Here is a 13,667-nt window from a genome sequence, read left to right as displayed (position 1 = left end):
CTTATCACGTTCTTGGCAATGCGTTTGCTACTGTACGGTTGATACGGTGCTTTGACGCTGTATCTGCTTCAAGGATAAGGAGAAACCTTATGGGTGCGTTGACCAAAGCAGAACTGGCTGAGCATTTGCATGCTGAGCTAGCCCTGTCCAAACGAGAAGCGAAGGCCATGGTCGAAGCTTTTTTTGAAGAGATTCGAGCCTGTCTTCGTGAGAACGAACAGGTGAAGTTATCGGGGTTTGGTAACTTTGACCTGCGTGATAAGCGCGAGCGACCGGGACGAAACCCTAAAACCGGTGAAGAAATTCCGATTTCTGCCCGGCGGGTGGTAACTTTTCGTCCAGGGCAAAAGCTTAAGCAGCAGGTAGAGCATTACGGGGTCGGTGAGTAGCATTTTGAACTATAGGCGTATGAGCATCTGTTTTATAAGCTTAAGGTTCATAACACTAGATAATCTCATGTTCTTTACAAGGAGTGCCTATGGGCGCTCCTTTTCTTGTTATAGCGCCGAGTCTCAAGTCATGAGGGTTTTCTTGCGACTACATGCCGCCACCTTCTATTAACCACGTAATCACCACCTTGATAACGTAACCCAGCATACCTGCTCCCAACACGACAAACAGCATGATGGTGCCAAATTTGCCAGCGTTGGACTTTTTAGCCAAATCCCAGATAATAAAACACATAAATATAATTAATCCCCCGATCATTATCGGAGTGATCCACGTCTCAAAGGTTTGCTGCATAGTTACTCCTAGGGGTTGTATATGGGCCAAGCATTACGGGTAATGTGTTTCATTCTAACCAGCCATGTTAATATTTGAGCAAATTCATCGGGTATTTGTCGACTTGCGGGTTGGCACTGTGACACTTTGACAGGGGAGTGACGATGCCGAAGCTAAATATTTTGGTGGGTACCATGTACGGCGGTGCCCTTGATGTGGCAGAGCAAGTGAAACCCCTATTTGAACAGGCCGGTTACGCTGTGGAGATTGTTGAGCAGCCATCTGTCGATGATATTGTCAGTGGTGGCGCCGATTTGGCGCTGTTTTGTGTCTCGACCACTGGCAGTGGAGATTTTCCCGGCAGTTTTGTGCCCTTTGTCCGGCAGCTGCGTGAACAAAGTCCCGCGCTTACCACGCTTCGCTACGGGCTCATTGCCCTCGGTGATAGCTCCTATGGCGATACTTTTTGCGGTGCAGGCCGCGCGCTAGATGAGTTGCTGGCGGATTATGGCGCGACTCGCTTAGGGGAGCGCCTAGAAATCGACGCCATGGAGACCTTTATGGCCGACGATGCGGCTGTGCCCTGGGTGGAAGAGTGGATCGTTGACCAGCAGTTAAAGGTGGCTTGAGCGATGCAGCGAACGCCCACCTCGCCTGAGCGCATCAGTGTTGCGCTGGGCTTATGTGTCGTTATGCTGGCAACCCTGCCTCGCTACATGGCGGGCGGGCATGAAACCCGCCAGACGCTGATTTTCTTCGCCTTAGCACTGGTGGCTTTTGCGGCTATTATTCAGTGGCGCTTATTGGCTGTGGCGGCGCGTCGCCGCTTGCCGCAGCTATGCAAACGGTTAGCCGTTATGTTACTGCTAGGAATGGTCGTAATGGGTGGCTGGCACGCGCTGTTTACGGAGTGGATTAGTTGGCAGGTGTTCATTTCCCATGGTGCAACGCTTGGCGTACTGATGCACGCAGTAGGCCTATGGTGGGCTGGCGAGGGCCAGGCTCGCTAGTGTTTTTGGTACGGCGATTGAAAAAGTCGCTGCAAGACGTACAAAGCAGTAGAATGGTGTAAATTACGCAGCATGGGGCTAATAATGAAGCTAAACACGCCTTAAAGCGGTTAATTGCTCGCTTATTCCCTTGTTTTTAACATCACTGCCCCCATGTTGCGAGCATGGCGCTTGCCACTATGCGTTGGGGTTCTTAAAATTACCCCCTTGAACTTATTACATGCAATCAACACAACGCCCAGCCGTTAGAGGACAATTCATGCAAGTTTCTGTCGAGACGACCTCCCAGATCGAACGCCGCATTACTATTCAAGTGCCGGCTGCCGAAATTGACGAGGCCGTGAGTGCTCGCTTGAAAGACACCGCGAAGAATGTTCGCTTGAATGGTTTTCGCCAGGGCCGGGTGCCAATGGCAGTAGTCCAGCAGCGCTACGGCCAAGACGTACGTAACGAGGTAGTTAGCGAAGTAATGCGTGAGCGTTACGTGCGCGCTATTACTGATGAAGGCCTCAACCCGGCGGGCTTCCCGCAAATTGAACCTTCCGTTAATGAATCAGGCAAAGACCTTGAATTCGTGGCAGTAATGGAAATCTACCCGCAGGTAGAGCTGGCTTCAATTGAAGGTACTGATATAGAGCGCCCGGTGGTGTCCGTTAGCGATGCAGATGTCGAGGAGATGATCGATACACTGCGTAAGCAAAATGCCGCATGGGAAGAAGTTGATGCTGCTGCCGCCGACGGTGATCAAGTCACTATCGACTTCCAAGGCTATATTGGTGATGAACCGTTCGAAGGCGGTAGTGCCGAAGGTCACACACTGGTCATTGGCTCCAATAGCTTTATTCCAGGTTTTGAAGAGCAGTTAATTGGTGCTAAAGCGGGCGAAGAGAAGACCCTTAACGTCACGTTCCCTGATGATTACCAGGCTGAGCACTTGGCTGGCAAAGAAGCCACTTTTAAGGTAACGATTCACAAAGTCAGCAGCCAGAAACTGCCCGAAGTTGACGCTGAGTTTATCGAGCGTTTTGGCGTTGAAGGCGGCGATCAGGAAAAATTCCGCGCCGAAATCAAGAAGAACATGACCCGTGAAGCATCACAAGCCGTTGATAACCGGGTTAAGCAGCAAGTACTTGATGCACTTAAAAAGGTGAATGAAATTCCTGTGCCGAGCGCACTGGTTCAGCAAGAAACAGATGGCATGAAGCGTCAGGCGGCTCAACAGTTTGGTTTAGGCGAAGATTTTGATGTTAGCCAGCTGCCCAATGAACTTTTCGAAGAGCAGGCTAAAGGCCGAGTTCAGGTTGGTTTGTTGCTGGCAGAAGTCATCAAGGCAAACGAACTTGATGCCGACGATGATGCTATCAAGGCAAAAGTAGCCGAGCTGGCTGAGCAGTATCAAGATCCTGATGAAGTGGTTAGCTACTACATGGGTAACGAGCAGCTGAAAACCCAGGTGAAATCTGCCATTCTCGAAGAGAAGGCGGTGGCTAAGTTACTTGAGCAAACGAACATTAAAGACGTTGAAATGTCTTATCAGCAAGCCCTTGCCGCTGCGCAACAGCAGGCTGAGCAAGATGAGGGTGCTGAAGAAGGCGAGCAAGCTAGCGCCTAACACCCTGGAACGTGGCGCACCTTTATGTCGGTGCGCCTTTCCCTTCCCGGACGCAAGGAATCACCTGAATGAGTGAGTTTGATATTCAAAACGCTGGCGGTTTAGTGCCCATGGTGGTTGAGCAGAGCGCCAAAGGGGAAAGAGCCTACGACATCTACTCACGCCTTTTGAAAGAGCGTGTGATCTTTTTGGTAGGCCCTGTAGAAGACTACATGGCTAATCTGGTCGTCGCTCAGTTACTGTTTCTGGAGTCAGAAAATCCAGATAAAGATATCCACCTGTATATTAACTCGCCTGGTGGTTCGGTCACCGCGGGGATGTCGATTTACGACACTATGCAGTTTGTGAAGCCGGACGTGTCTACGGTATGTATTGGCCAAGCGGCCAGCATGGGTGCGCTGTTATTGACAGCAGGTGCTGCTGGTAAACGTTACTGCTTGCCCAATTCACGGGTGATGATTCATCAGCCGCTGGGTGGTTACCAAGGCCAGGCTTCTGACATAGAAATTCATACCCGTGAAATTCTGGGTATTCGCGAAAAGCTGAATCAAATCCTTGCCCACCATACGGGCCAAGATATCGAAACTGTCTCGCGTGATACAGATCGGGATAATTTCATGAGCGCCAGTAAAGCCACAGAGTATGGCTTGATTGACGCAGTGCTGGATAAGCGGCCTACATCCTGATAGCGTAATAGGATTCTGCTTTTCTAACGAGCTTTTCCGGCGGCGTAAGCCGCCGCAGTGATAGAGGTATGCGAATGGCCGACGGCAAAGGCAAGGACGAAGGTGGCAAACTGCTCTACTGCTCGTTTTGTGGAAAGAATCAAAACGAAGTACGTAAGCTGATTGCGGGCCCGTCCGTTTATATCTGCGATGAGTGTGTCGACTTATGTAATGACATTATTCGCGAGGAAGTTCTCGAAGCCGATGCCGAGAGCGATGAGGAGCGTTTACCTACGCCTCGCGAAATACGTCATACGCTTGATGACTACGTCATCGGACAAGATCGCGCCAAAATGGTGCTTTCCGTAGCGGTGTATAACCACTACAAGCGTCTGAAAACAGATGTGCGCGACGGCGATGTAGAATTAGGTAAATCAAACATTCTGCTGATTGGTCCCACTGGTAGCGGTAAAACGCTGTTAGCGGAGACGATGGCACGGTTACTGAATGTACCTTTTACCATTGCGGATGCAACCACGCTGACGGAAGCCGGCTATGTCGGTGAAGATGTCGAAAACATCATCCAGAAGTTGTTGCAGAAGTGCGATTACGACGTTGAGAAAGCCGAGCGCGGGATTGTTTATATTGATGAAATCGACAAGATTTCACGCAAATCGGATAACCCTTCAATTACGCGTGATGTCTCGGGTGAAGGCGTCCAGCAAGCATTGCTGAAGCTTATTGAAGGTACAACGGCTTCTGTGCCACCTCAAGGTGGACGCAAACATCCCCAGCAGGAATTTGTCCAAGTTAATACGGGCAATATTCTGTTTATCGTAGGCGGTGCGTTTGCGGGGCTGGAGAAAGTTATTCGTGACCGTGCTGAGAAGGGCGGTATCGGCTTCAATGCAGCGGTGAAAAGCAAGGAGTCCTCCCGTGGGGTGGGTGAACTGCTGGCTGACGTAGAGCCTGATGATCTAGTGAAATTTGGCTTGATTCCTGAGTTTGTAGGGCGTTTGCCGATCATCGCCACACTAACGGAGCTCACCGAAGATGCATTGGTGCAGATTCTGACCGAGCCCAAGAATTCGCTGGTTAAGCAGTACGCTAAGCTGTTTGAAATGGAAGATGTGACGCTTGAGTTCAGAGATGAAGCGTTACGTGCTGTGGCTGAGAAAGCGATGGAGCGTAAAACTGGCGCGCGTGGCCTGCGCTCTATTCTAGAGTCAGTGCTGCTTGACACCATGTACGAAATTCCATCACTTGAAGGTGTCAGTAAAGTCGTTATTGACGGTTCAGTGATTGCCGGTGAGAGCGAGCCTCTTTTGATCTATTCCCAGCAAGAAGAAGCGCTAGTCGACGGCACTGATGGTTAGTGGCTAGTTGACCAGTCGGCCCAGCTTTAACCGCTTGCGCTAAAATCAAGGGGTCGCTTAGGCGACCCCTTGTTGTTGAAGAGCCCTGTCGCTGAAGAGCCTTGCCGTTGAAAAGCTTTGTCGTGAAGTATTACTGCCTAGTCCGCTCAATGCTAATGTGGTTGAACATCGCTTACTGACGACTGCGCAGTACTTTTCCAAGTACTCTTTTTTAAGTACTCATCCGATTTGCCGAGGAACGTCTGCGATGCAGCAGAACGCCGAACAGACACAATGTCTACCCCTTTTACCGTTGCGCGATGTGGTCGTTTATCCGCAAATGGTAATACCCCTTTTTGTTGGTCGTGAAAAGTCTATCCAGGCGCTTGAAGCAGCGATGGAGGCTGATAAGCGTGTATTGCTGGTGGCTCAACGTGAAGCGTCTCAGGATGAGCCGGATAACGCTGATCTTTATGCTATGGGTACCGTGGCTGACATTATGCAGCTGCTCAAGCTTCCTGATGGCACGGTTAAAGTACTCATTGAGGGTAATTTTCGAGCGGATGTACTAAGCGTTGAAGAGAATGAAGCCGGCTACACGCAGGCGCACTTAACACCACGAGAGAGTGAGCCGCTTACTAGTCGTGAGCAAGAAGCGCTTGTGCGCGTATTACTCAATCAGTTTGAGCAGTACGTCAAGCTGTCTAAGAAAGTCCCTAACGAGGTACTTAACTCGTTATCAGGGATTGAAGACCCAAGCCGCTTGGTGGACACCATTTGTGCTCATCTGTCGCTGAAGATTGGTGATAAGCAGGAATTGCTTGAGATGGATCGCGTGCGCGATCGTATTGAACACCTGATGGCGCTGATTGAGTCTGAAATCGATCTGCTGCAAGTGGAGAAGCGCATCCGCTCGCGGGTTAAAGAGCAGATGGAGAAGACGCAGCGCGAGTACTATCTCAATGAGCAGATGAAAGCCATCCAGAAAGAGATGGGTGAGCTGGATAATGTGCCCAATGAGGCTGAAAAGTACGAGCTCGCGATTAAAGAGTCCGGTATGCCCAAGGAGGCATCTGAGAAAGCGACGCAAGAGCTTAACAAGCTCAAAATGATGGCTTCAAATTCCGCTGAAGCGACCGTTGTGCGCTCTTATCTGGATTGGCTAGTCGCGGTGCCTTGGAAGAAGCGCACACGTGTGAAGCACGATCTCGTCAAAGCTCAGCAAGTGTTGGATGAAGACCATTACGGCCTCGAAGAGGTAAAAGCGCGCATCCTAGAGTATCTTGCCGTGCAGAAGCGGGTGCGCAAGATGAAAGGACCTGTATTGTGTTTGGTGGGCCCGCCTGGAGTGGGTAAAACCTCTCTCGGCCAATCTATCGCCCGTGCCACCAATCGTAAGTATGTGCGTTTGGCGCTGGGTGGCGTTCGCGATGAGTCAGAAATTCGCGGCCATCGCCGCACCTATATCGGGTCGCTGCCGGGTAAATTGATGCAGCGGATGAGCCGTGCTGGGGTTAAAAATCCCCTGTTCTTGCTGGATGAGGTCGACAAGCTTGGCATGGATCATCGCGGCGATCCAGCCTCTGCATTGCTTGAAGTGCTTGATCCTGAGCAAAATAACAGCTTTAGCGATCACTATCTGGAGCTCGATTACGATCTTTCAGAAACACTATTCATCTGTACGGCTAATTCGATGAATATTCCTAGTGCGCTTCTAGATCGTATGGAGATTATTCGTCTGCCGGGTTACACCGAAGATGAAAAACTGGCCATCGCTAAGCGCTACTTATTGCCTAAGCAGTTAGCAGCAAACGGTTTGAAGGGTGAGGAGTTAACGCTGGAAGATAGCGCGCTTTTAGAGCTTATTCGCTATTACACTCGTGAAGCAGGTGTGCGTGAGCTTGAGCGTCAGATCGCCAAAGTGTCGCGTAAAGTGCTACGTGAACGCCTTGAAAATGAGCGTGACCCTGCCTCTGATCAAGATGGTCAGAGCTTAACGGCCGAACAGATTGAACACTATGCAGGGGTGCGTCGCTATAGTTACGGTCTGGCTGAGCAAGAAGATCAAATTGGCCGAGTCACTGGGCTTGCCTGGACATCGGTCGGTGGCGAATTGCTTAATATTGAGTCAGTGGTTACGCCGGGTAAGGGGCGAATTAACAAAACTGGCTCACTCGGTGATGTCATGAAAGAGTCGGTAAGCGCGGCACATACCGTGGTTAGAGCTAGAGCACAAGCATATGGAATTGATCCTGAGCGGTTCGAAAAAGAGGATCTGCATATCCACGTGCCCGAAGGAGCTACGCCTAAGGATGGCCCAAGCGCGGGTATTGCCATGGTGACCGCGATCGTTTCTGCTTACACGCAGCGGGCGGTACGTTGTGATGTGGCAATGACCGGTGAGGTCAATCTGCGCGGTGAAGTGTTGCCCATCGGCGGTCTGAAGGAGAAATTGCTGGCAGCCCGTCGCGGTGGTATAAAGACAGTGCTAATTCCTGAAGAAAACCGTCGTGATCTCAAGGAAGTACCTGACAATATCAAAGGCGCACTTGATATTCGTCCGGTACGTTGGATAGATGATGTCTTAGCCGTAGCGCTAGCTGATAAGGTAGAAGAGGGTGCACCGTTGAAAAGCACCGACGCATCGTATAGTAATACCGTAGTTGCTAGTACCCATTAAGCTGTTAAAGTCCTCTTTGGTCTTTAATTTTACTTAATATTTGTGCCCGCTACTTTGTGTGGCGGGTATCTCACGACATGGTTGCTTGACAGGTGTTTCAAGGCGTTGCTATAAAACGCAGCTATGCTTTGATCGTTGTACCTATCGGTGACCATGCCGTTCAGAGCCATTTTTTGAAACAGTCAAGGGGTGAAGAGTGAATAAGTCCGAGCTGATTGAAGCCATTGCCGCGTCTGCAGATATCCCGAAAGCAGCGGCAACCCGCGCATTGGATGCCATGGTGGAGTCTGTCACCGATAGCCTTAAGAAGGGCGACAGCGTATCACTAGTAGGCTTTGGTACCTTCGCGATCAAAGAACGTGCTGCACGAACTGGCCGCAACCCGCAAACGGGACAGCCAATCCAGATCAGTGCTGCCAAAGTACCCAGCTTCAAAGCAGGTAAAGCGCTGAAAGACGCCGTCAACTAATTTGACCGCGTTTGCTGTAACCTAATGGGCGCATCGCATTGGCGATGCGCCCATGTTATTTTCTGGCCCCCTATTTGTTAGGATTTAGCGGGTCGATGTGTTTGGCTGTGACTATCTGAGGCTAGCATGCTGCAAAGTATTCGAGATGGCTCCAGGAGCTGGGGTGCCAAAATTATTATCGGTGTTATGGTCGCGGCCATGGCGCTTTTCGGGATTGAATCACTGTTTGGGCTTTTTGGCAGCGATCCAGACGAAGTAGCGAGTGTCAACGGGCAGCCCATCATGCGTCAGCAGGTTGAGCTCGGGGTGCAGCGCGCTTTACGCTCAGGGCAGGTGCCGCCTGAGCAAGAGCGAGCCCTACGCAGCGACATGCTTGACCAGCTCATCACCCAGGAACTGTTATCCCAGTACGCCGAAGAGGGTGGCTTTGCTGTTTCAGAAGAGCAACTTGATCAACTGATTGTCAGTCTGCCTGAGTTCCATGATCAGGATGGTCGTTTTTCTGCTGAAGTTTTTCGTAACCGCTTAGCGGGCGCGGGCTATACGCCATTATCTTTCCGTCAAGAATTGCGCGTCGATATCCAGCGACAGCATTTACAGCAGGGTCTAGCTTTCAGCGATTTTAGCTTACCCAATGAACAAGAGCGTCTGGCAGAGTTGCAGCGCCAGGAGCGGAGCTTACGCTATGTGGTGCTAGATGGTGATGACGTCGAGGCTGATATCAATGTCAGTGAAGACGACCTGCAAGCCTATTATGATGCCCACCAAGAGCGCTATGAACGTCCCGAACAGGTGCGTCTTGAGTATGTGATAGTTGATCGTCAGGCAATGGCAGAAGGCCGCGATGTTGATGAAGAGGCGCTACGGGATGCATGGCGCGAGCAGAATCGTGACGCTGACCGCCAAGTCTCCCATATCATGATTACCTTTGGTGATGAACGTACTCGTGACGAAGCTCAGGAAATGGCTGAAACAGCCAGGCAAGCATTGGATAGCGGTGAATCGTTTGCCGATACCGCTCTGCGCTACTCTGATGATACGGCCAGTGCCGAAGAGGGTGGGGATCTTGGGGTAATCAGCCGTGGCTTCTTTGGGGATAGCTTTGATGAAGCAGCTTTTTCTTTAGAAGAGGGTGATGTATCCCAGCCGGTTGAATTGGATAATGCTTTTCACATTATTCAGGTGACGGATATTCAAGGCCCAACATTTGAAGAGCAGCGCGATGAGCTGGCGCGGGAAGTGGCGCTGAGCGATGTTGATGATGAATTTAATCAGCGAGTTCAGCAGCTAATTGATGAAAGCTTCGCTGCGGATGATCTGCAAAGCGTTGCTGAAAGCATTGGTCTTACCCTTAATGAGAGCGATTGGCTTGCCCGTGATGACGAAGCGGAAGGCGTTTTATCCGAGCCTGGTGTGATGTCAGCGGCGTTCAGCAACGACGTGCTGGAAGAGGGTTATAACAGTGAAGTTATCGAGTTAGACCAAGATCGTCGGATGGTGCTGCGTATTGCTGAACAGCGCGATGCAACGTTACTGCCTCTGGATGAGGTCCGCGAGGAGGTCGAAATATCCGTAGCCGCTGAGCAGCAGCAGCAAGCATTGCGTGAAGAGGCGCAATCATTGATTTCAGAACTGCAAGCAGGTGAGGAGTTGGATGTCGATTGGCTCGAAGCTAATAACGTTAGTCGCCAAGCAGATACCACCGTACCTCAAACGATTGTTCAGGAAGCTTTCCGCATGCCACGGCCTGATGAGGGTGAGAGCGTTTATCGTGCCGTTGAACTTCCCCAAGGCGTTGCCGTTGTAGCATTGGATAGCGTGAGTGACGGTGAAATTGATGAGCAGATGGAAACGTTTGTCTCACAAATGGCGGAACAACTGCGTGCTCAATCGGTTCTCCAAGGTTTGGTTGATGACTTGCGCAGCGATGCAGACATAGAGCAATAGAATCGCTTAAGCAGGTTCAAAAAAGCCGATCTCGCGATCGGCTTTTTTGTATCCGTAAATAGCGGTCTCAGGTCAGGCGTCAGGTAATTCGGTGAAAGAGAACTGACGCAACTTTGGTGCCGTTTGATCTGAGCGCTCAACCACGATATCCCAGCCACGTTGGCTATCCCAATCGCCTAACACATAACGTTTGGCGGGTACTTCTTCAACCGTCAGGTCATGTACGTGAGGGCGGTGAGTGTGACCATGAATCATAGTGGCAACACCAAACCGCTCCATCAGCAAAATTACTTCCTGCTGTGTCACATCCATGATTGCCTCAGCTTTATTGGCGTTAGCCTCGCCCGACTGCATGCGTAGGCTTTTGGCCAGCTCTAGACGTTGTTCCAGCGGTAGAGCCAATATCTGAGTTTGCCACTCTGGGTTGCGCGACTGCTGACGGAAAGCCATGTAGGCTTCATCTTGGGTGCATAAGCTATCGCCATGAAGGAGTACCACGGGTACCCCCTGAATCTCGACTTCCTCAATGTCAGGTAGCAGCATCGCCTGACAAGCGTTAACAAAGCGCTCGCCGAGTAAAAAATCACGGTTGCCATGCATCAAATAAACAGTGGTGCCGTCACTGCTAAGCCTGTGCAACCGCTTAATAACCTCTTGAGCCACAATGCTGAGCGGATGGTCAGTGGCATCAAGAAGGTCATCACCCATCCAGGCATCAAAAAGGTCGCCCAGAATATAAAGAGCATCGGCTCCTGGGGCAGTATGTTCTAAGTAGCGGTAAAACCCCTGATTAATCTCAGGGGTGTCGCTACTTAGATGCAGGTCGGCAACAAGCAATGTGCGCATAAAGCTCCCAGTGTCATTCCGCTTCCTTCATGTAAGCGCGTTCGATGATCACGTCTTCAGCGGGTACATCGGCGTGCATGCCGCGGCGTGTAGTGGCCACGTTTTTAATCTCGTTGACCACTTCCATACCGTCAACGACTTCGCCAAATACCGCATAGCCCCAGCCTTGAAGACTTTTACCGCTGTGATCAAGAAAGCTATTGTCGCCTACATTAATAAAAAACTGCGCAGTGGCAGAATGCGGGTCCTGGGTGCGAGCCATGGCTAGCGTACCGATAGTGTTTTTTAAGCCGTTGTCGGCTTCGTTCTCGATCGGGTCACCGGTCGGCTTCTGCTCGAAGTCTTTATCAAAACCGCCGCCTTGGACCATGAATCCGTCAATCACCCGGTGAAACAGGGTGCCGTCATAAAACCCGTCGCGAACGTACTGCTCAAAGTTCGCCGCGCTAATCGGCGCTTTTTCATGGTTAAGCGCGATGGTGATGTCACCGTGGTTCGTCTGTAATACGATCATGGATAAATTCCTGTTCAATAAAGGCGTTCGCCTTGGCGCTGTGCATCGGCGTCACGTTATAATAGCGGTTTTGCCCTGCACCGCGAAGGGCCATAGGAGTATCCTATGTTCTCACGGCTCAGTACGCCATCCACCACGAGGTTATCAACACCACCATGACCAACGAGACCACCCCAGCGCCGAACTTCATTCGCAACCAAGTACGCGACGAAATCGAGGGCGGCCAGGTCACTAAAATCGTGACACGCTTCCCCCCCGAGCCCAACGGTTTTTTGCACATCGGCCATGCAAAGTCGATCTGTCTCAATTTTGGGCTGGCGGAGCAAATGGGTGGCGAATGTCATCTGCGTTTTGATGATACCAACCCGGCGAAAGAAGAACAGGCGTACATCGATGCGATCAAAGAGGATGTCACCTGGCTAGGCTTTGAATGGGCAGGCCCTGTGCGTTTTGCTTCTGACTACTTCGACCAGCTCTATACCTGGGCGCAGCACTTGATGCGTGAAGGAAAAGCCTACGTGGACGATCTTTCGCCGGATGAAATTCGCGAGTACCGCGGCACGCTGACGGCACCGGGCACCCCCAGCCCTTACCGTGAGCGTAGCGCCGAAGAGAACCTTGATCTGCTGGCGCGAATGCGCGAAGGCGAATTTGGTGAAAGTGAAAAGGTCGTGCGCGCTAAAATTGACATGGCGTCGCCTAATATCAACTTGCGCGACCCTATCCTTTACCGCATCCGCCACGCCAGCCATCACCAAACGGGCGATAAGTGGAAAATCTACCCTTCTTATGATTTCACCCATGGTCAGTCGGATGCCATTGAAGGTGTTACGCACTCGATCTGTACTCTGGAGTTTGAAGATCACCGCCCGCTGTATGAGTGGTTTTTAAATAACCTTCCTGTGCCCGCCAAGCCGCGCCAAATCGAATTTGCCCGTCTCAATCTTGATTACACGTTAACCTCCAAGCGCAAGTTGAAGCTGTTGGTGGACGAACAGATTGTCGATGGCTGGGATGACCCACGGATGCCGACGATCTCCGGCATGCGTCGCCGCGGTTATACACCGACCTCTATCCGCAAATTCTGCGAGATGATTGGCGTTACCCGTGCCGACGGTGGCCTTGTGGATATCGCCATGTTAACCCACGCCATTCGCTCGGATCTTGAAGACAATGCCCCGCGCGCCATGTGTGTGTTAAAGCCGCTGAAAGTCGTGCTCACCAATGTGCCGGAAGATCACAAAGAGATGTATGAAGTGCCAGGGCATCCTGCACGTGAAGATATGACGATGCGCAAGGTGCCCTTTACTCGGGAGCTTTACATCGATCAAGACGACTTTATGGTAGATGCGCCTAAGAAGTTCTTCCGCCTCGCGCCAGGTAAAGAAGTGCGTCTGCGCAATAGCTATGTGATTCGCTGTGACGAGGTAATTAAGGACGCGGCCGGTGACATCAGCGAGCTGCATTGTTCAGTGGATTTCGATACGCTGGGCAAAAACCCGGAAGGCCGCAAGGTGAAAGGGGTTATTCATTGGGTAAGTGCTGACCACGGTTTGCCAGTGGAAGTGCGCCTGTATGACAACCTGTTCACCGTTGAGCAACCAGATCGTGACAAAGATGTCGACTTCCTAGAGCACTTAAATCCGGAATCGCTGGTCGTTTGTCAGGCAATTGGCGAGCCAAGCCTTGCGGAGGCCACGCCCGAATCACGCTTCCAGTTCGAGCGCGTCGGTTACTTCTGTGCAGATCGTCATGATTCCACGCCAGAGCATTTAGTGTTTAACCGCACCGTTGGATTAAAAGATAGCTGGGCAAAAATCAAGCAGAAGGGCTAAAGGCCAGGAAA

The 13,667-nt window shown here is 51.2% G+C and carries 13 protein-coding genes; 10 read left to right on the top strand and 3 right to left on the bottom strand.

Features of this window, described 5'->3' with window-relative positions:
- Nucleotides 1–89 precede the first annotated feature (89 nt).
- Nucleotides 90–389: an integration host factor subunit alpha gene (locus HZS80_RS13720; protein WP_035555549.1), complete on the top strand. Its 300-nt coding sequence runs from the start codon at nt 90–92 to the stop codon at nt 387–389.
- Nucleotides 390–537: 148 nt separating this feature from the next.
- Here the strand turns inward: HZS80_RS13720 and HZS80_RS13715 are convergent, their stop codons facing one another.
- A complete protein-coding gene (locus tag HZS80_RS13715) occupies nt 538–744 on the bottom strand; it encodes a DUF2788 domain-containing protein (RefSeq protein ID WP_008956864.1) in 207 nt (68 codons plus the stop codon).
- A 143-nt stretch (nt 745–887) separates the two neighbouring features.
- Here HZS80_RS13715 and HZS80_RS13710 point away from each other — a divergent pair, with 143 nt between their 5' ends.
- The 8 genes from HZS80_RS13710 to HZS80_RS13675 all read left to right on the top strand — a co-directional run bounded on the left by HZS80_RS13710 (nt 888) and on the right by HZS80_RS13675 (nt 10,461).
- Nucleotides 888–1,352 (top strand): flavodoxin, encoded by a 465-nt coding sequence (locus HZS80_RS13710; RefSeq protein ID WP_035555554.1) that lies wholly within the window; start codon nt 888–890, stop codon nt 1,350–1,352.
- A gap of 3 nt (nt 1,353–1,355) precedes the next feature.
- Nucleotides 1,356–1,733, top strand: coding sequence for a hypothetical protein (locus HZS80_RS13705; RefSeq protein ID WP_035555557.1), 378 nt, complete (start codon nt 1,356–1,358; stop codon nt 1,731–1,733).
- A gap of 259 nt (nt 1,734–1,992) precedes the next feature.
- Nucleotides 1,993–3,345 carry a trigger factor gene (gene tig, locus HZS80_RS13700; protein WP_035555561.1) on the top strand — a complete coding sequence of 451 codons (1,353 nt, stop codon included), beginning with the start codon at nt 1,993–1,995 and terminating at the stop codon, nt 3,343–3,345.
- 68 nt (nt 3,346–3,413) lie between these two features.
- Nucleotides 3,414–4,031 carry an ATP-dependent Clp endopeptidase proteolytic subunit ClpP gene (gene clpP / locus HZS80_RS13695; protein WP_035555564.1) on the top strand — a complete coding sequence of 206 codons (618 nt, stop codon included), beginning with the start codon at nt 3,414–3,416 and terminating at the stop codon, nt 4,029–4,031.
- A gap of 74 nt (nt 4,032–4,105) precedes the next feature.
- Nucleotides 4,106–5,386, top strand: a complete 1,281-nt coding sequence (gene clpX / locus HZS80_RS13690) for an ATP-dependent Clp protease ATP-binding subunit ClpX (RefSeq protein ID WP_008956869.1) — start codon at nt 4,106–4,108, stop codon at nt 5,384–5,386.
- Nucleotides 5,387–5,633: 247 nt separating this feature from the next.
- On the top strand, nt 5,634–8,045 hold the full coding sequence (gene lon / locus HZS80_RS13685) for an endopeptidase La (RefSeq protein WP_035555568.1): 2,412 nt from the start codon (nt 5,634–5,636) through the stop codon (nt 8,043–8,045).
- A gap of 196 nt (nt 8,046–8,241) precedes the next feature.
- Complete coding sequence (gene hupB / locus HZS80_RS13680) at nt 8,242–8,514, top strand: nucleoid-associated protein HU-beta (protein WP_027335814.1); 273 nt, start codon at nt 8,242–8,244, stop codon at nt 8,512–8,514.
- Between the two features lie 126 nt (nt 8,515–8,640).
- The gene (locus HZS80_RS13675) at nt 8,641–10,461 is read left to right on the top strand and encodes a SurA N-terminal domain-containing protein (RefSeq protein WP_179916397.1); all 1,821 of its coding nucleotides are present in this window, start codon (nt 8,641–8,643) and stop codon (nt 10,459–10,461) included.
- 72 nt (nt 10,462–10,533) lie between these two features.
- Here HZS80_RS13675 and HZS80_RS13670 read toward each other — a convergent pair whose 3' ends face one another.
- Together HZS80_RS13670 and HZS80_RS13665 are read right to left on the bottom strand one after the other, a co-directional pair.
- Nucleotides 10,534–11,307, bottom strand: coding sequence for a UDP-2,3-diacylglucosamine diphosphatase (locus HZS80_RS13670; RefSeq protein ID WP_179916396.1), 774 nt, complete (start codon nt 11,305–11,307; stop codon nt 10,534–10,536).
- 13 nt (nt 11,308–11,320) lie between these two features.
- Nucleotides 11,321–11,821, bottom strand: coding sequence for a peptidylprolyl isomerase (locus tag HZS80_RS13665; protein ID WP_179916395.1), 501 nt, complete (start codon nt 11,819–11,821; stop codon nt 11,321–11,323).
- Nucleotides 11,822–11,976: 155 nt separating this feature from the next.
- Here HZS80_RS13665 and HZS80_RS13660 point away from each other — a divergent pair, with 155 nt between their 5' ends.
- A complete protein-coding gene (locus tag HZS80_RS13660; protein ID WP_179916394.1) occupies nt 11,977–13,656 on the top strand; it encodes a glutamine--tRNA ligase/YqeY domain fusion protein in 1,680 nt (559 codons plus the stop codon).
- Nucleotides 13,657–13,667 lie beyond the last annotated feature (11 nt).

This window comes from Vreelandella glaciei, assembly GCF_013415125.1.
GTDB classification, from domain to species: domain Bacteria; phylum Pseudomonadota; class Gammaproteobacteria; order Pseudomonadales; family Halomonadaceae; genus Vreelandella; species Vreelandella glaciei.
Note: the sequence above shows the minus strand (reverse complement) of the source record. Positions and strands in the feature narration are given on the sequence as shown.

What these genes read in the sequence shown, in the direction of transcription:
- HZS80_RS13720 (WP_035555549.1), top strand. Translation starts at nt 90, where the DNA reads ATGGGTGCGTTGACCAAAGCAGAACTGGCTGAGCATTTGCATGCTGAG.
- HZS80_RS13715 (WP_008956864.1), bottom strand. Translation starts at nt 744, where the DNA reads ATGCAGCAAACCTTTGAGACGTGGATCACTCCGATAATGATCGGGGGA.
- HZS80_RS13710 (WP_035555554.1), top strand. Translation starts at nt 888, where the DNA reads ATGCCGAAGCTAAATATTTTGGTGGGTACCATGTACGGCGGTGCCCTT.
- HZS80_RS13705 (WP_035555557.1), top strand. Translation starts at nt 1,356, where the DNA reads ATGCAGCGAACGCCCACCTCGCCTGAGCGCATCAGTGTTGCGCTGGGC.
- tig (WP_035555561.1), top strand. Translation starts at nt 1,993, where the DNA reads ATGCAAGTTTCTGTCGAGACGACCTCCCAGATCGAACGCCGCATTACT.
- clpP (WP_035555564.1), top strand. Translation starts at nt 3,414, where the DNA reads ATGAGTGAGTTTGATATTCAAAACGCTGGCGGTTTAGTGCCCATGGTG.
- clpX (WP_008956869.1), top strand. Translation starts at nt 4,106, where the DNA reads ATGGCCGACGGCAAAGGCAAGGACGAAGGTGGCAAACTGCTCTACTGC.
- lon (WP_035555568.1), top strand. Translation starts at nt 5,634, where the DNA reads ATGCAGCAGAACGCCGAACAGACACAATGTCTACCCCTTTTACCGTTG.
- HZS80_RS13675 (WP_179916397.1), top strand. Translation starts at nt 8,641, where the DNA reads ATGCTGCAAAGTATTCGAGATGGCTCCAGGAGCTGGGGTGCCAAAATT.
- HZS80_RS13670 (WP_179916396.1), bottom strand. Translation starts at nt 11,307, where the DNA reads ATGCGCACATTGCTTGTTGCCGACCTGCATCTAAGTAGCGACACCCCT.
- HZS80_RS13665 (WP_179916395.1), bottom strand. Translation starts at nt 11,821, where the DNA reads ATGATCGTATTACAGACGAACCACGGTGACATCACCATCGCGCTTAAC.
- HZS80_RS13660 (WP_179916394.1), top strand. Translation starts at nt 11,977, where the DNA reads ATGACCAACGAGACCACCCCAGCGCCGAACTTCATTCGCAACCAAGTA.